General features: G+C 61.7%; 13 protein-coding genes. 2 read left to right on the top strand and 11 right to left on the bottom strand.

Translation table 11 applies throughout. The annotated features are described in order from the left end of the window. Positions 1-64: 64 nt before the first annotated feature. The 5 genes from ACO07C_RS04235 to dusB form a co-directional block, all read right to left on the bottom strand. Positions 65-1426 carry a sigma-54-dependent transcriptional regulator gene (locus tag ACO07C_RS04235; protein WP_227347408.1) on the bottom strand — a complete coding sequence of 454 codons (1362 nt, stop codon included), beginning with the start codon at positions 1424-1426 and terminating at the stop codon, positions 65-67. Next, positions 1416-3704, bottom strand: coding sequence for an ATP-binding protein (locus ACO07C_RS04230; RefSeq protein WP_421912982.1), 2289 nt, complete (start codon positions 3702-3704; stop codon positions 1416-1418). The genes ACO07C_RS04235 and ACO07C_RS04230 overlap by 11 nt, the downstream gene beginning before the upstream one ends. A gap of 137 nt (positions 3705-3841) precedes the next feature. After that, on the bottom strand, positions 3842-5302 hold the full coding sequence (ntrC, locus tag ACO07C_RS04225; protein WP_421912981.1) for a nitrogen regulation protein NR(I): 1461 nt from the start codon (positions 5300-5302) through the stop codon (positions 3842-3844). Continuing rightward, the gene (locus tag ACO07C_RS04220; RefSeq protein WP_421912980.1) at positions 5299-6441 is read right to left on the bottom strand and encodes a two-component system sensor histidine kinase NtrB; all 1143 of its coding nucleotides are present in this window, start codon (positions 6439-6441) and stop codon (positions 5299-5301) included. Before ACO07C_RS04220 ends, ntrC begins: the two co-directional genes overlap by 4 nt. Next, positions 6438-7466: a tRNA dihydrouridine synthase DusB gene (gene dusB, locus ACO07C_RS04215; RefSeq protein ID WP_421912979.1), complete on the bottom strand. Its 1029-nt coding sequence runs from the start codon at positions 7464-7466 to the stop codon at positions 6438-6440. The genes ACO07C_RS04220 and dusB overlap by 4 nt, the downstream gene beginning before the upstream one ends. A 140-nt stretch (positions 7467-7606) precedes the next feature. Here dusB and ACO07C_RS04210 point away from each other — a divergent pair, with 140 nt between their 5' ends. Together ACO07C_RS04210 and ACO07C_RS04205 are read left to right on the top strand one after the other, a co-directional pair. Then, on the top strand, positions 7607-8836 hold the full coding sequence (locus ACO07C_RS04210; RefSeq protein ID WP_421912978.1) for a bifunctional 2-C-methyl-D-erythritol 4-phosphate cytidylyltransferase/2-C-methyl-D-erythritol 2,4-cyclodiphosphate synthase: 1230 nt from the start codon (positions 7607-7609) through the stop codon (positions 8834-8836). Further along, positions 8833-9342 (top strand): CinA family protein, encoded by a 510-nt coding sequence (locus ACO07C_RS04205; RefSeq protein WP_421912977.1) that lies wholly within the window; start codon positions 8833-8835, stop codon positions 9340-9342. Before ACO07C_RS04210 ends, ACO07C_RS04205 begins: the two co-directional genes overlap by 4 nt. Here the strand turns inward: ACO07C_RS04205 and ACO07C_RS04200 are convergent. From ACO07C_RS04200 to ACO07C_RS04175, 6 genes are all read right to left on the bottom strand, one after another. Next, a complete protein-coding gene (locus tag ACO07C_RS04200) occupies positions 9318-9776 on the bottom strand; it encodes a type II toxin-antitoxin system RatA family toxin (protein ID WP_421912976.1) in 459 nt (152 codons plus the stop codon). The genes ACO07C_RS04205 and ACO07C_RS04200 overlap by 25 nt on opposite strands. A gap of 12 nt (positions 9777-9788) precedes the next feature. Beyond that, positions 9789-10754, bottom strand: a complete 966-nt coding sequence (gene lipA / locus ACO07C_RS04195) for a lipoyl synthase (protein ID WP_421912975.1) — start codon at positions 10752-10754, stop codon at positions 9789-9791. A gap of 136 nt (positions 10755-10890) precedes the next feature. Further along, entirely contained in the window at positions 10891-11148 is a 258-nt protein-coding gene (locus tag ACO07C_RS04190; protein ID WP_421912974.1) for a GlsB/YeaQ/YmgE family stress response membrane protein, read from the bottom strand. Positions 11149-11233: 85 nt separating this feature from the next. Continuing rightward, on the bottom strand, positions 11234-12679 hold the full coding sequence (lpdA, locus tag ACO07C_RS04185) for a dihydrolipoyl dehydrogenase (RefSeq protein ID WP_421912973.1): 1446 nt from the start codon (positions 12677-12679) through the stop codon (positions 11234-11236). Positions 12680-12694: 15 nt separating this feature from the next. Continuing rightward, the gene (locus tag ACO07C_RS04180) at positions 12695-13330 is read right to left on the bottom strand and encodes an SGNH/GDSL hydrolase family protein (RefSeq protein WP_421917435.1); all 636 of its coding nucleotides are present in this window, start codon (positions 13328-13330) and stop codon (positions 12695-12697) included. 183 nt (positions 13331-13513) lie between these two features. Then, positions 13514-14899: a pyruvate dehydrogenase complex dihydrolipoamide acetyltransferase gene (locus ACO07C_RS04175; protein WP_421912972.1), complete on the bottom strand. Its 1386-nt coding sequence runs from the start codon at positions 14897-14899 to the stop codon at positions 13514-13516. Between the last annotated feature and the right edge of the window lies 1 nt (position 14900).

Genomic DNA, 14900 nt, shown 5'->3' with positions numbered 1-14900 from the left:
CTTAGGCGATTCCGCTGCCACCGTAACCGACAATTGCGTAGGCCACGGCGGCGCGCCAAACAGATCAGACGCCGAGTGACTTCAACTTGCGGTGAAGGGCGGAGCGCTCCATGCCGATGAACTCCGCTGTCTTCGAGATATTGCCGCCGAAGCGGTTGATCTGTGCGATCAGGTAGTCCTTCTCGAACTGTTCGCGCGCTTCGCGTAGCGGCAGTGCCATGATGTGCTGATCCGACTGGTTTGGCGTGCGCGGCATGACATCGCCGATCTCGGACGGCAAAAGGTCGGCGGTGATCGGCGAATCGACATCATCGCCGCGCGCCAGGATCATCAGCCGCTCGACATTGTTGCGCAGCTGGCGGACGTTACCGGGCCAGTTGTGCGCCTGCAGCACGGCAAGCGCGTCATCGCCGATGCGCCGTGGCTTGATACCGGCCTGGCGGGCGATCTGTTTCATGAAATTGTCGACGAGGTAGGGGATATCCTCGCGCCGCTCGGCCAACCCCGGCACCATCACCGGAACCACGGCCAGGCGATGATAGAGATCCTCGCGGAACCGCCCGTCGGCAATCATCGCCTCCAGATTCTGGGAGGTCGAGGAGATGATACGGACATCGACCTTCACCCGCTTGGTGCCCCCTACCCGTTCGAACTGCTGTTCGACCAGGACACGCAGGATCTTGTTCTGCGTCTCGCGGGGCATGTCGGCCACTTCGTCGATGTAGAGGATGCCACGATGCGCCTCCTCAAGCGCGCCGACCTTGCGCTCGACACCGTTCGATTCGGTGCCGAACAGCTCGATTTCCATGCGCTCGGGCGTGATATTGGCCGCACTCAGCGTGACGAAAGGCGCGGTCTTGCGCGCAGAGAGCGTGTGGATGGCCCGCGCTGCCAGCTCCTTGCCTGACCCCGAGGGACCGATGATCATGACGCGGCTGTTGGTCGGCGCGACACGCTCTATGGTCTGGCGCAACTGGCTCATCGCCGACGACATGCCGATCAGGTCGAATGTCTCGCCGCTTCGCTGCTTGAGATCAGAAACCTCACGCTTCAATTTCGAGGTCTCGAGCGCGCGCTCGGCGATCAGGATGAGCCTGTCAGCCTTGAACGGCTTTTCGATGAAGTCGTAGGCGCCGCGACGGATCGCCGACACCGCCGTTTCGATGTTGCCGTGACCGGAGATCATCACCACGGGCAGGTTCGGATGCATCGTCTTGATCTCATCCAGCAACGCCAGACCGTCGAGGCGGGAACCCTGCAGCCAGATGTCGAGGAAAATCAGCCTCGGCGCGCGGTCGGCGATCGCCGCCAGCGCGCTGTCGGCATCAAATGCCGTGCGCGTTTCATGGCCCTCGTCGCTCAGGATACCGGCGACAAGTTCACGGATGTCTTCTTCGTCATCGACGATGAGAATATCAGACGCCATTACCGACCTTTTCAGTTTCTCGTTCGTGTTCCGCCCTGCCCTCGCCGCGCGTTGGCGCCGTGGCAGCGGCTGGCGGCAGGATGATCGAGATCATCGCGCCGCGCCCATTGTGGAAGTCCGCGGGTGCGTCATTGAGTTCGAGCCTGCCGCCATGGTCCTCCACGATCTTCTTGACGATAGCGAGGCCGAGCCCTGTGCCCTTCTCGCGCGTCGTCATATAGGGCTCCAGAAGCCTTTGACGATTCTCCCGCGGCAAACCTTTTCCATTGTCGATGACGTCGATCCGTATCGCGCCATTCTGACGCCCGGCCTGAATCCGGATTATGCCGTGTGAACGGTCCTCTTCATCAAGTCCGTCTATGGCCTCGGCGGCGTTCTTGATGATGTTGCCGAATGCCTGGGCCATCAGGCGGCTATCGAAAGTGCCTTTGAGCGGCTCGTTGCCGAACACCCTTTCGAACGCGATATCCGAACGGCTGACCTCAATCAGGAACGAAGCCTCGCGAAGCGATTCGCGCAGGTCTATCGCCTTCATCTCGGGCTTGGGCATGCGTGCGAATGCCGAGAATTCGTCGACCATGCGGCCGATGTCCTCGACCTGCCTAATGATCGTGTCGGTGCATTGGTCGAAAACCTCACGATCCTCTGTGATGACCTTGCCATAGCGGCGCTTGATGCGCTCGGCGGAAAGCTGGATCGGGGTTAGCGGATTCTTGATCTCATGGGCAATGCGTCGCGCCACGTCCGCCCAGGCGGAAGAGCGCTGTGCCTGGACAAGGTCGGTGATGTCGTCGACCGTCACGACATAGGATTTCTCTTCCGCGCCGTCATTGCCGGCCTCGATCGTGATCTGCACGTTGAAGGTACGCTCGGCGCCGGCGCGGTAGAAGGTAACCTGCTCGCGGTAGACGGGCTTGCCCGACTTGCGCCCGATCTCGAAGACCCGACCGACATGGGGCAGTACGGCGGAAAGGTTCTGGCCGAGCGCCGCCGTGGCGGATATGGCCAGCATCGTCTCGGCCGACCGGTTGACGATGGTGACCGTGCCGTAGGGGTCGACACCGATAACGCCTGCCGTGACGCCGGCAAGCACGGCTTCCGAAAAGCGCCGCCGTTCGTCGATCAGGTCCTTGGCGGACAAGATTTCGTTGCGCTGCGATTTCAGCTCCAGCAGCATCTTGTTGAATGTATCGCCAAGGGATGCGACGTCGCCATCGGAAGGCCGGACAGGAACCGAGACATCGAGATTGCCGGTCGCGACTTCGTCGGCGGCGCCAATCAACTGGCGAATAGGCCTCACCAGCCGGTCGGCGACCGCGATGCCCGTCCAGATCGCCGACAGGATGATGATCAACGTCAGCGACAGATAGGGAAGCGCAAAGGCCACCTGCGAGGTACGGCGATTGTCTTCGAGGCCGCGATACTCGTCGGTGTTGGCTTTGACGATCTGCCGCGCCTTGATCACCTCTGGGTCGACGAGGCGGATCGTGTAGAGGTAGAGCCCCTCAATCTCGCGCAGCTTGACGATGGCGCCCATGATGTTGCGGGTTTTCGGCTCGATCAGCACCGGCTTGCCATCCGAGGCGCTGGCGACGGCGCCCTCTGGCGGCTCGGGCATGGCAAAATCGGCGTCGGTCTTGGCGCTCATGACAAATGAGCCGTCCGGCTTGATCAGCGCCGCATGTGCCAAGGTCCGCCCGACCGCTTCCTTGTTCATGAGATCGAGGAAGCCGGTCCGGTCGAGGCCGTAGAGCGTGCGCGACGCATCGAGATCGTAGGCCATCGACAGCGTCGTGCCCTGGAGGTTGCGGGCATTTTCCTGGACATAGGCGTCGGCGATCGACAGCGATGAATTGACGATCGTCTTGGTGCGGATTTCGAACCAGCGGTCGAGGCCGATATCGAGCGTGATCGACGCGATGATCGCCACCATGATGGCAGGGATAGCCGCGACAAGCGCAAACATGGCGACGATGCGCACATGCAGGCGCGAGGCAGCCCGACCGTGCCGGCGCGCCATGAGGATGCGGTGCACCTCGCGCCCGACCAGCGCGATGAGGAACAGGACGAAGGCGGCATTGAGTGCGATCAGCGCAAGCGTTGTCGTCTCGTTGGGGGTGATCGGTGTGGCGCCGACAAGAATGGCGAATGAGATGGCCGCCGCCACCAACGCCCCCACCACGGCTATCACGCCCGGCAGCGCCAGCAACCGGCGCCCCTCCTGCGGACGGGTCTCGCTGAACAGCGGTTCTTTCAGTGTGGGTACCTGCAGGGCCATGTCGCCGTCTAAGCCATTGATTGCGTCGGATGTATGCAACGCATTGTGGCGATTATGCAACAAGTGTGACCGATGCGGAAATCTTTTGGCGATCGTCCCCCGGAAAACGACCTAGGCAGGCCTATTTCGCTCAGGCATCAGGCCTGCCTCGACGACTTGTAGACGTTGACGCCGAGTTCACGGATCTTCTTGCGCAGCGTGTTGCGGTTGAGTCCCAAGAGCTCCGCGGCCTTGATCTGATTGCCGCGCGTTGCCGTCATCGAAGCCAGAACCAGCGGATACTCAACCTCGGACAGAATGCGCTGATAGAGCCCGGCAGGCGGCAGTTCGCCAGCGAATGAAGCGAAATAGCGCTGCAGGAAGTGCTCCACCGCCTGGCCGATGGACAGGTCGTCGGGAATCAGGTTGCCGCCACCAGGAACAACCGGCCGTTCTCCGGTCTTCAACTCGGCCTCGATGATCTCGGCGGAAATCTCGTCCTGCGAATAGAGGGCGGCTAGCCTGCGGATCAGGTTTTCAAGTTCTCGCACATTGCCTGGCCACGGGTAGCGCTTCATCAGTTCGATGCCGCCAGTGGAGATCCGCTTGGTCTGCAGGCCCTCCATGGCGCCGAGCTTGAAGAAGTGCCGGACAAGGTCCGGAACGTCCTCGGAGCGCTCGCGCAGCGCCGGCAGCCGCAGCGGCACGACGTTCAGGCGGTAGAAGAGATCCTCGCGGAAAAGCCCCTGGTTGATAAGCGTCCGCAGATCCTTGTTGGTGGCCGCGACAATGCGCACGTCGGTCTTGATCGGCGTGCGTCCGCCGACGGTTGTGTATTCGCCTTGCTGGAGCACGCGCAGCAGGCGCGTCTGCGCTTCCATCGGCATATCGCCGATCTCGTCGAGGAACAGCGTGCCGCCTTCTGCCTGCTCGAAACGGCCGGTCGAGCGGTTCTGCGCGCCGGTGAAGGCGCCCTTCTCGTGGCCGAACAGTTCCGATTCGATCAGATCGCGCGGTATCGCCGCCATGTTGATGGCGACGAAGGGGCCGCCACGGCGGCGGCCATACTCGTGCAGTGCACGCGCGACGAGTTCCTTGCCAGTGCCGGATTCACCTGAAATCATCACCGTCAGGTCGGTCTGCATCATGCGCGCCAGCATGCGGTAGATGTCCTGCATGGCCGCCGAGCGGCCGACCAGCGGCATCGCGTCAGGCTGTTCTTCCGGCCGCGTATCGATCTTCGGCCGCCGCGGCTCGGAAAGCGCCCGGTTGACGATGTTGAGAAGCTCGGTGAGGTCGAACGGTTTTGGCAGATATTCGTAGGCGCCGGTTTCCGAGGCGCGGATCGCCGTCATGAAGGTGTTTTGGGCGCTCATGACGATGACTGGCAATTCCGGCCGCGCCTTCTTGATGCGCGGCAGCATGTCAAAGGCATTCTCGTCGGGCATGACCACGTCGGTAATGACCAGGTCGCCCTCGCCCGCCGCCACCCAGCGCCATAGTGTCGAGGCGTTCGATGTCACGCGCACCTCGTGGCCGACGCGCGACAGCGCCTGGTTGAGAACGGTACGGATTGCCGCGTCGTCGTCAGCGACCAGAATATTGCCGCGAACAGTCATTTGCGGTCTCCTTCGCTATCATCGTCGACACCGAGCGACGTTTCTTTCCAGGCCGGCATGAGAATGCGGAAAGTGGTTCCGCGCGGCGTCGAATCACATTCGATGATGCCGCCATGCTCACCGACGATCTTGGCGACGAGGGCAAGGCCAAGCCCCGAGCCATTCGGCTTGGTGGTGATGAACGGATCGAACAGGATCGGCAGGATATCCTCCGACACGCCAGAGCCGTTATCCCGGACACAGAACTCCAGTGGCAGTGACACCCGGTCCTGCGTGCCTGGAACCGAGACGCGGATGCCGGGTCGGAAAGCTGTGGACAGGATGATCTCCCCCTGCGGGTCGCTGCCGATGGCTTCGGCGGCATTCTTGACCAGGTTAAGGAACACCTGGATCAGTTGATCGCGGTTGGCAAATACCGGAGGCAATGAAGGATCATACTCCTCCATTATCTTGATTTTCTTGGCAAAACCATTCTTGGCGATCGCCTTCACGTGATCGAGGACGACGTGGATATTCACCGGATAGCGGTCGATCGGCCGCTCGTCGGAAAACACCTCCATTCGATCGACAAGCGATACGATGCGATCCGTTTCGTCGGTGATGAGCCGCGTCAAGGCGCGATCCTCATCGGAGGCGGACAGTTCAAGCAACTGGGCGGCGCCCCGGATCCCCGACAACGGGTTCTTGATTTCATGGGCCAGCATAGCGGCCAGGCCAGTCACCGAGCGCGCCGCGCCGCGATGGGTCATCTGCCGGTCGATCTTGTCGGCCATCGACCGTTCCTGGAACATCACCACGACCGAACCGGGAAACTCCGGCACCGGCGCGACATAGAGATCAACGACCTTCTCGATACCGAGGCGCGGCGAGGACACATCAACCCGGTACTCGTTGACGGGCGCGCGGCGTTCGCGGACTTGATCCACGAGCGTCAACAGCGGACTGCCGAAAGGAATGAGTTTGGACAATGTGTTGCGGGCGAGCATGTTCGCGCTGGAGCGGAAAAAGTCCTCAGCATCCGCATTGGCGTAGGTTATGAACCCTTCCGCATCGACCATGATCACGGGACGACGGATCGTGTTGAGCACGATGTGGGCGGCCTCCGCCATTTCAATGCCCTGTGCTACCGGGGAATTCATGCCGCGCTCCGCAGGCTCACTGTTTCCGGCCCGCCTGAAAAAGCGTCACGCAGCAATACGATGACGCGTTCAGGCTCAAATGAGGTGAGTATGGCCTTGCGCTTCTCGTCGGCAACGCCGCCAGCGTGACGATCGAGATACCAGCCAAGATGCTTGCGCGCCTGACGCAGGCCGCTCTCTGTGCCATACAGCGCCAGCATATCCTCGTAGTGGGAAATGACGTAGTCGGCCAAGGCTTGCCCACTGGCCGGAATACCCTGGGCGACCTGTTCCAGAGCCGCGGCCGCTATGTTGCCTGCCATCCAGGGCGCACCGTAGTGCGCGCGACCGATCATGATCGCATCAGCGCCCGACTGGTCGAGGATATCGGCAGCCTCCGCCGGCGAGGAAACGTCGCCGTTGGCAACGACCGGGATGGATACGGCGTCCTTGACGCGGGCAATGGCGCGCCAGTCAGCCTTGCCCTGGTAGAATTGGCAGCGCGTGCGCCCGTGCACGGTCACCATCCTGACCCCTGCCTGTTCGGCGCGGCGCGCGAGCGTCGGTGCGTTAAGCGCGCCGTCGTCCCAGCCAAGCCGCATTTTCACGGTCACAGGCACATTGACGGCGTCCACCACCGCGTCAATCAGCGACAGCGCGTGGTCGAGGTCCAGCATAAGCGCCGAACCCGCATAGCCGCCAGTTACCTTCTTGGCCGGGCAACCCATATTGATGTCGATGATATCAGCGCCCTCGCCTGCAGCGATCCGCGCACCTTCGGCCATGTGCACCGCTTCGCGGCCGGCAAGCTGGACCATGTGCACGGGCAGTCCGGAATGTCGGATACGCAGGTCGCAGCCGGCCCTGCCCTTGGCCAGTTCGCCGCTCGCCACCATTTCGGACACGACAAGTCCGGCCCCGTGCGCATGGGCGCGCCGGCGGAACGGCTCGTCGGTGATTCCCGACATGGGGGCCAGGAATACGCGATTGCGAATTCCAACGCCCCCGACGACCAGTGGCTCGGCCAATTTGCTCAACTCAGACATGCACAAAAACCAAGCATTTTCTATTGATGCACATTCTCTAGCCAGAAGAACGGCAATGTGCAACGCGGAATGACGCCACATTAAGGCGCATTTGGGAAAATTGCTGGCCTTCGGCTTTGGCCGCGACTAAGCCACTGAACATGACTGACGCAAGCGAAAAGCAAGCTTTGACCACCGATGACAAGATAGCCGTGGTCGTTGTCGCGGCCGGCCGTGGCGCACGTGCCGGGCAGGCCAATGGACCAAAGCAATATCAAAGCATCGGCGGCGCAGCCGTGATCGCGCGCACGCTGGACACATTCCTGGCACACCCGCTTACCGGTCCTGTCGTTGTCGCCATTCATGCCGATGATCTCGATCTGTTTCAGCAGGCAGCAGGCGGCCACGGCGATAGGATCATGACGGTCATCGGCGGAGCCACAAGGCAGGATTCCGTGCGGCTCGGCCTGCTGGCGCTCAGGAGCCATGAACCGGGACGGGTGCTGATCCATGACGCCGTTCGGCCGTTCGTAGACGCCGAACTCATCGACCGCACGATAGCCACGATCGGTGAGCATCAGGGGGCACTGCCTGCCCTGCCGATCGCCGATACGCTGAAACGGGAATCGGCTGCCGGCATGATTGGCGAGACGGTTCCCAGGGCCGGCTTGCATGCCGCGCAGACACCACAGGGATTTCCGTTCTGGCCGATCCTGGCCGCTCACGAAAAGGCCCATCATCTGGGCAAGAGCGACTTCACCGATGACGCGGCGATCGCGGAATGGGCGAACATCCCTGTAAAAATCGTTCCGGGCTCGCCCGACAATGTCAAACTCACTTGGGCAAGGGACATTGCCATGGCGCATCAGCGACTTTCCGGCGAACGGCTGCACTTTCCTGATATTCGAACCGGCAATGGCTACGATGTCCATGCCTTTGAGCCCGGCGATCACGTTACGTTGTGCGGCGTGGCCATTCCACACGACAAGAAACTCTCTGGTCATTCGGACGCCGATGTCGGCCTCCATGCCTTGACCGACGCGCTGCTGGCCACCTGCGGCGCCGGCGATATCGGAACGCATTTCCCACCATCCGACCAACAGTGGAAAGGCGCGGCGTCGCGGATATTCGTCGAACACGCTGCGAAGCTGGTGCGCGAGCGCGGCGGACGGATCGCCAATGCCGATATCACCCTGATCTGCGAAGCGCCGCGCGTCGGTCCGCATCGTCAGGTGATGACCGAAACGCTTTCGGCAATGCTGGGGATTTCCCCGGACCGCATTTCCATAAAGGCGACAACCAACGAGAAGCTTGGTTTTGTCGGCCGCGAGGAGGGTATCGCGGCGATCGCCACGGCCAGCGTGGTCTTTCCAGGCGAGGTCCCGGAATGAACAACAGCGATCTCGCGAATGCGCTGTTTGCAGCCTGCAAGAGGCGCGGCATCATGCTGGCGACAGCCGAGAGTTGCACCGGCGGCATGATCATCGCCGCCATGACCGACATCGCCGGTTCCTCGGCCGTGGTCGATCGCGGCTTCATCACCTATTCGAACGAAGCCAAGATGGAAATGCTTGGCGTTTCAGTCGATACACTTGAAGCGCATGGTGCGGTTTCGCGCGAAACCGCGATGGCGATGGCAAGCGGCGCCTTGGCCCTCTCGCGCGCCGGATTGACACTTGCGGTCACCGGCATTGCCGGCCCCGGCGGGGGCTCGGCGGAGAAGCCTGTCGGCCTGGTCTGGTTTGCTGTCGCTTTGGCCGGCCAACCTGTTCTCGCCGAATGCGAACTGTTTGCCGACAATGGCCGCGATTTCATCAGACGCGAAACGGTCAGGCACGCGCTGGAGCTTGGCTTGCAAGCACTTGGCGAGGGTCAGACCGCGGGAGTGGTACCGTAGATCACGTCCGCGCGCTTCTCGAACGCTTCGGCGAACATGCGAAAGGCGCGGTCGAACATCGTTCCCATGAGCGCGCCGAGAATTCGGCTCTTGAATTCATAGTCGATGAAGAAACGAACATCGCAGCCACCCTCGGCCGGCTCGAACCTCCAGACATTTGTCAGATACTTGAACGGACCGTCGATGTATTTGACATCGATTGCCTTCTCGTCCGGCTTCAGCAGCACCTGCGTGGTGAAGGTTTCGCGGATCGCCTTGTAGCCGACGCTCATGTCGGCGACGAGGATCGTGCGCCCATCGCGCTCCTTGCGCGAGCGAACCGTCAGCGCCTCGCAAAGTGGCAGGAATTGCGGATAGGTCTCGATATCCGCGACCAGCGCGAACATCTGTTCCGGCGTGTGGGATACCCGGCGGGTTGCTTCGAATTTTGGCATGAAACCAGCCGATTAGGCTGATTTCTTCAGGACTGCTTCGCGCGCCGCGCGCAGCCGGGCGAAGTCATCGCCGGCATGGTGCGAGGAACGCGTCAGCGGGCTGGACGCCACCAGAAGAAAGCCCTTGGTCCTGCCGATCGTTTCGAAGGACTTGAACTCCTCCGGCGTAACGAAACGGATCACCGGATGATGTTTCTTCGACGGCTGCAGGTACTGGCCGATGGTCATGAAGTCGACATTGGCCGAGCGCAGGTCGTCCATCAACTGCAGGATCTCGTTCCGTTCTTCGCCGAGGCCCACCATGATTCCGGACTTTGTAAAGATCGACGGATCGAGTTCCTTCACACGCTGCAAGAGCCTGATCGAGTGGAAATAACGCGCTCCCGGGCGAACGGTCAGATAATTGGACGGCACTGTCTCCAGATTATGGTTGAAGACATCGGGCTTGGCCGCGACCACGATCTCCAGCGCGCCTTCCTTCCGCAGAAAATCCGGTGTGAGGATTTCGATCGTGGTCAAAGGAGTCGCTGCCCTGATGGCACGGATCACCTCGGCGAAATGCCGTGCACCGCCGTCGGCGAGATCGTCACGATCGACGGAGGTGATGACCACATGCGTCAGGCCCATCTGCTTGACGGCGTGCGCGACACGGGCAGGCTCGTCAGGATCGAGCGCAGTCGGGATGCCGGTGGCGACGTTGCAGAACGCGCAGGCGCGCGTGCAGATCTCGCCCATGATCATGAAGGTGGCGTGTTTCTTCTCCCAGCACTCACCGATATTCGGACAGCCGGCTTCTTCGCACACCGTGACCAGCTTGTGGGACTTAACGATCTCGCGCGTCTCGGCATAGCCCTTCGAAACCGGCGCCTTCACGCGAATCCAATCGGGTTTGCGCAGCACCTCCTGATCAGGCTTGTGGGCCTTCTCAGGATGTCGAAGGCGTGGCGCATTGGCGATGGTGTCGAGGACAGTGACCATTTGAAAACCCGGCTCTTCGCGACCGCCTGTCCGGCGTTCGCCTTTCCATTGTCATCTAAGACTTTTCATCACAAAGAAAAAGGCCGCCACGGCACATGCCGCAACAGCCTTTTCGCATAGCTGGCATTCAAGCCGGTTAACGACGCACCAAGCGGCCGACCCAGATCAGCAGACACGCTCCGATGAAACCGGTGATCAGATAGGCGGTCCAGCCTACGCCGAAGACGCCGATATTCAGGGCCTGCAGAATGGCGTTCAGCACGATCGCGCCGACGATGCCGAGAATGATGTTCATGAAGATGCCGGTGTTGCTCTTCATGAACATTTCGGCGAACCACCCCGCCAAGCCTCCGATGATGATTGCTGCTATCCAACCTACGCCATTCAAGTGCATGTGCCCTCTCCTTGTATGATGGGTGAAAATGCATCCGGAACCGAATTACCCCGCCGTCGAATTCGAGTCTTGCACGCTCAATTTATCATGCATTCAGCGCGCGGCCATAGGCGTCGAGCACGCTTTCCTTCATCATCTCCGACAGTGTCGGATGCGGGAAGATGGTGTGCATCAGCTCTTCCTCGGTGGTCTCGAGGTTCATTGCCACGACGAAGCCCTGGATCAGTTCCGTCACCTCGGCGCCCACCATATGCGCGCCCAGCAACTGCCCGGTCTTCTTGTCGAAGATGGTCTTGACGAGACCCTGATCCTCTCCCAGCGCGATCGCCTTGCCGTTGGCGACGAAGGGGAAGCGTCCAACGCGTATGTCCTTGCCCTCGGCCCTCGCCTTGGCTTCTGTCAGGCCGACCGAAGCGACCTGCGGGTTGCAATATGTGCAGCCCGGGATCTTTAGCTTGTCCATCGGATGGACGTTGGGAAGGCCGGCGATCTTCTCGACACAGATAACCGCCTCATGCTCGGCTTTGTGGGCGAGCATGGGCGGCCCGGCGACATCGCCAATCGCATAGACGCCGGCAACATTCGTATTGCCGTAGCCGTCAACAACCACGCAGCCGCGATCGGTCTTTACGCCGAGCGCTTCAAGGCCGAGATTCTCGATGTTGCCCTGCACGCCGACGGCCGAAATCATCCGATCGGCGGTGATTTTCTCGACCTTGCCGTCCTTCATCTGCACATGTGCGGTGATCGAATTGGCCGACTTCTCGACCTTGGTCACCTTGGCCTCGAGATGGATTTTCATGCCCTGCTTTTCGAACTGCTTCTTGGCAAAGGCGGAAATCTCGGCGTCCTCCACTGGCATGACGGCGGGCAGCACTTCCACCACCGTCACGTCGACGCCCATGGTGCGGTAAAAGGAGGCGAATTCGATGCCGATGGCGCCCGAGCCCATCACCAGCAGCGATTTCGGCATCTCCGGCGGCACCATCGCCTCGAAATAGGTCCAGATCAGCTTGCCGTCCGGCTCGATGCCGGGCAGCGCGCGCGGCCGGGCGCCGGTAGCGATGATGATGTGCTTTGCCGTATAGGTGCCCTCGCCCTTGGTGTTCTTGGGCAGTGGCGCCTGCGGCTCCATCGGCTTCTTCGATGTCTTCGCCACGACGATCTCGTTGGCCTTCGTCAGCTTGGCTTCACCCCAGATGACATCGACCTTGTTCTTCTTCATGAGGAACCCGACCCCGCCATTCATGCGCTGGGCAATGCCGCGCGAACGGTCCACGATCGCCTTCAGGTCCGCCTTGATGGTGCCCTCGATCTTCAGGCCATAGTCCCTGAGATGGTCCGAATAGTGCATGATCTCGGCCGAGCGCAGCAGCGCCTTGGTCGGGATGCAACCCCAGTTCGAACAGATGCCCGCCAGATGTTCGCGCTCGACGACGGCCGTCTTGAGGCCCAACTGCGCCGCTCGAATTGCGGCGATATAGCCGCCGGGGCCGGAGCCGATGATGATGACGTCGTAGTTCTCAGCCACGGATTTTCTCCTGGTTCACAATTCCAGCATGACGCGCACGAGCGGCGCGAGGGCCTGACCGATATTTCGTGTGTTTTCGGCGTCGAGATGCACGCCGTCGAGTGGCGTGGTCTGGGCCACGCTGCCCGCGTCGAAGAAGCCGCAGCCGCTCTCATCGGCAAGCGCTGCATAGAGCGGCGCCAACCGGGTCGACGCGTCATCGCCACCGGCGAACATCTCCTTGAACTCGGCATTTTCGGTGCGGCTGACCACTGGCGGTGACACGACGAGGATTTGCGGAGCCGGCCAGTCAAACGGATAGTCATGACCGCGCACGATATTGATCAGGCGTTGGATACCTTGTTTGGCCGCCACCGGATTGCCGTGGATCCACGGCTTCATGTCGTTGGCGCCGAGCATGATGACGATCAGGTCAATCGGCGCATGCGTCGTCAGGACGGTTGGTAAAACTCTCGCGCCGTTGCGGTCCGCGCCGGCCAGATGGTCGTCGAATGCGGTGGTACGTCCGTTCAGACCGTCGGCGACAACATGCACGCCATCGCCCAGCACTGCCTGCATTACGCTCGGCCAACGGTCCTCAAAGCGATGGCGGCCGCCCTCGGCATTGTAGCCCCAGGTCAGCGAATCGCCAAAGCAAAGAACTGTCTTCACGCCGTCTTTCCTCCCCAGACATCCCTGCGCGCGCATTTGGGCGGCGCATCAACTACCAAACCCTGCAATAGCGTCTCATAACGAGCGACGATGGCGCATTGCCGCGCCATCGATCCGCCAGGTGAACAAGAAGTGGCTGAAGCGAGAAGGCTGGTGAAGAATTTCCGCACCGCCTGCTCTTCCCTAGACCAGCATGCCCATCGGGTTTTCGATCAGCCGCTTGAAGGCGACGAGCAGTTCGGCGCCGAGCGCCCCGTCGACGGCACGATGGTCGGTCGACAGCGTCACCGACATCACGGTCGCGACCTTGATCTCGCCGTTCTTCACCACAGCACGCTGCTCGCCGGCGCCCACCGCGAGGATCGTCGCATGTGGCGGGTTGATGACGGCGGCGAAGTCCTTGATGCCGAACATGCCGAGGTTGGACACCGCCGTGGTGCCGCCCTGGTACTCTTCCGGCTTCAGCTTGCGGCTGCGGGCGCGGCTGGCAAGATCCTTCATCTCGTTGGAGATCACCGACAGCGTCTTTTCATCCGCCTTGCGGATGATCGGCGTGATCAGCCCGCCGGGGATCGACACGGCCACGCCGACATCGGCATGCTTGTGCTTGACCATGGCGCTCTCGGTCCACGAGGCATTGGCATCCGGCACCGCCTTCAAGGCCATGGCCATCGCCTTGATGACCATGTCGTTGACCGACAGCTTGTAGGCGGGAGCCTCGCCCTTGTCGGTCTTCTTGACCGGCGCGGCCGCATTGAGCTGCGTGCGCAGCGACAACAGCGCATCGAGCTCGCAGTCGAGCGTCAGGTAGAAATGCGGGATCGTGGATTTGGCTTCGACAAGGCGGCGCGCGATGGTCTTGCGCATGTTGTCGTGCGGCACGAGGTCATAGGAGCCCTGTTCGAAGAGCTTCAGCACCTGATCGTCCGACATCGCCTTCGGCGCGGGCGCGGCGGATGGCGTTGCCGGCGCAGCAGCAGGCGTCGCCTTGCCCGCGGGAGGCGACTTGGCGCTGCCACCTGAAATCGCTGCTTCGACGTCGGCCTTGACCACGCGGCCGTGCGGGCCAGTGCCCGTCACCGAGGATACGTCGACGCCTGCGTCCTTGGCGATGCGGCGTGCGAGCGGCGAGGCAAAGCTTCGTTCACCGCCAGCATGGCCATTGGCCGCTGGTGCAGCTTCCACTCTCGGCGCGGCGGCAACAGCAGGCTCGGCCTTCGGTGCTTCGGCCTTTGGCGCTTCAGCTTTGACAGTATCGGCCTTGGGACCCTCGGCTTTAGCCGGCGCGGGGTCACCGCCGCCCTTTGCCGCGGCACTCGCGTCCTCGCCTTCTGCGGCAAGAATTGCGATCAGCGCATTGACCTTGACGCCTTCGGTGCCGGCCGGAACAACCAGCTTGGCGACTGTGCCCTCATCGACGGCTTCGACCTCCATCGTCGCCTTGTCGGTCTCGATCTCGGCGATCACGTCGCCCGGCGAAACCTTGTCTCCTTCCTTGACCAACCACTTGGAAAGATTGCCCTCTTCCATCGTGGGCGAGAGCGCCGGCATGGTGATGTTGATTGGCATG

This window comes from Mesorhizobium sp. (genome assembly GCF_965229135.1).
GTDB lineage: Bacteria > Pseudomonadota > Alphaproteobacteria > Rhizobiales > Rhizobiaceae > Mesorhizobium.
This window is presented reverse-complemented; position numbering and strand designations above follow the sequence as displayed.

Coding starts and splice junctions, on each gene's coding strand:
- ACO07C_RS04235 (WP_227347408.1), bottom strand. CDS start 1,426: ATGGCGTCTGATATTCTCATCGTCGATGACGAAGAAGACATCCGTGAA.
- ACO07C_RS04230 (WP_421912982.1), bottom strand. CDS start 3,704: ATGGCCCTGCAGGTACCCACACTGAAAGAACCGCTGTTCAGCGAGACC.
- ntrC (WP_421912981.1), bottom strand. CDS start 5,302: ATGACTGTTCGCGGCAATATTCTGGTCGCTGACGACGACGCGGCAATC.
- ACO07C_RS04220 (WP_421912980.1), bottom strand. CDS start 6,441: ATGAATTCCCCGGTAGCACAGGGCATTGAAATGGCGGAGGCCGCCCAC.
- dusB (WP_421912979.1), bottom strand. CDS start 7,466: ATGTCTGAGTTGAGCAAATTGGCCGAGCCACTGGTCGTCGGGGGCGTT.
- ACO07C_RS04210 (WP_421912978.1), top strand. CDS start 7,607: ATGACTGACGCAAGCGAAAAGCAAGCTTTGACCACCGATGACAAGATA.
- ACO07C_RS04205 (WP_421912977.1), top strand. CDS start 8,833: ATGAACAACAGCGATCTCGCGAATGCGCTGTTTGCAGCCTGCAAGAGG.
- ACO07C_RS04200 (WP_421912976.1), bottom strand. CDS start 9,776: ATGCCAAAATTCGAAGCAACCCGCCGGGTATCCCACACGCCGGAACAG.
- lipA (WP_421912975.1), bottom strand. CDS start 10,754: ATGGTCACTGTCCTCGACACCATCGCCAATGCGCCACGCCTTCGACAT.
- ACO07C_RS04190 (WP_421912974.1), bottom strand. CDS start 11,148: ATGCACTTGAATGGCGTAGGTTGGATAGCAGCAATCATCATCGGAGGC.
- ACO07C_RS04175 (WP_421912972.1), bottom strand. CDS start 14,899: ATGCCAATCAACATCACCATGCCGGCGCTCTCGCCCACGATGGAAGAG.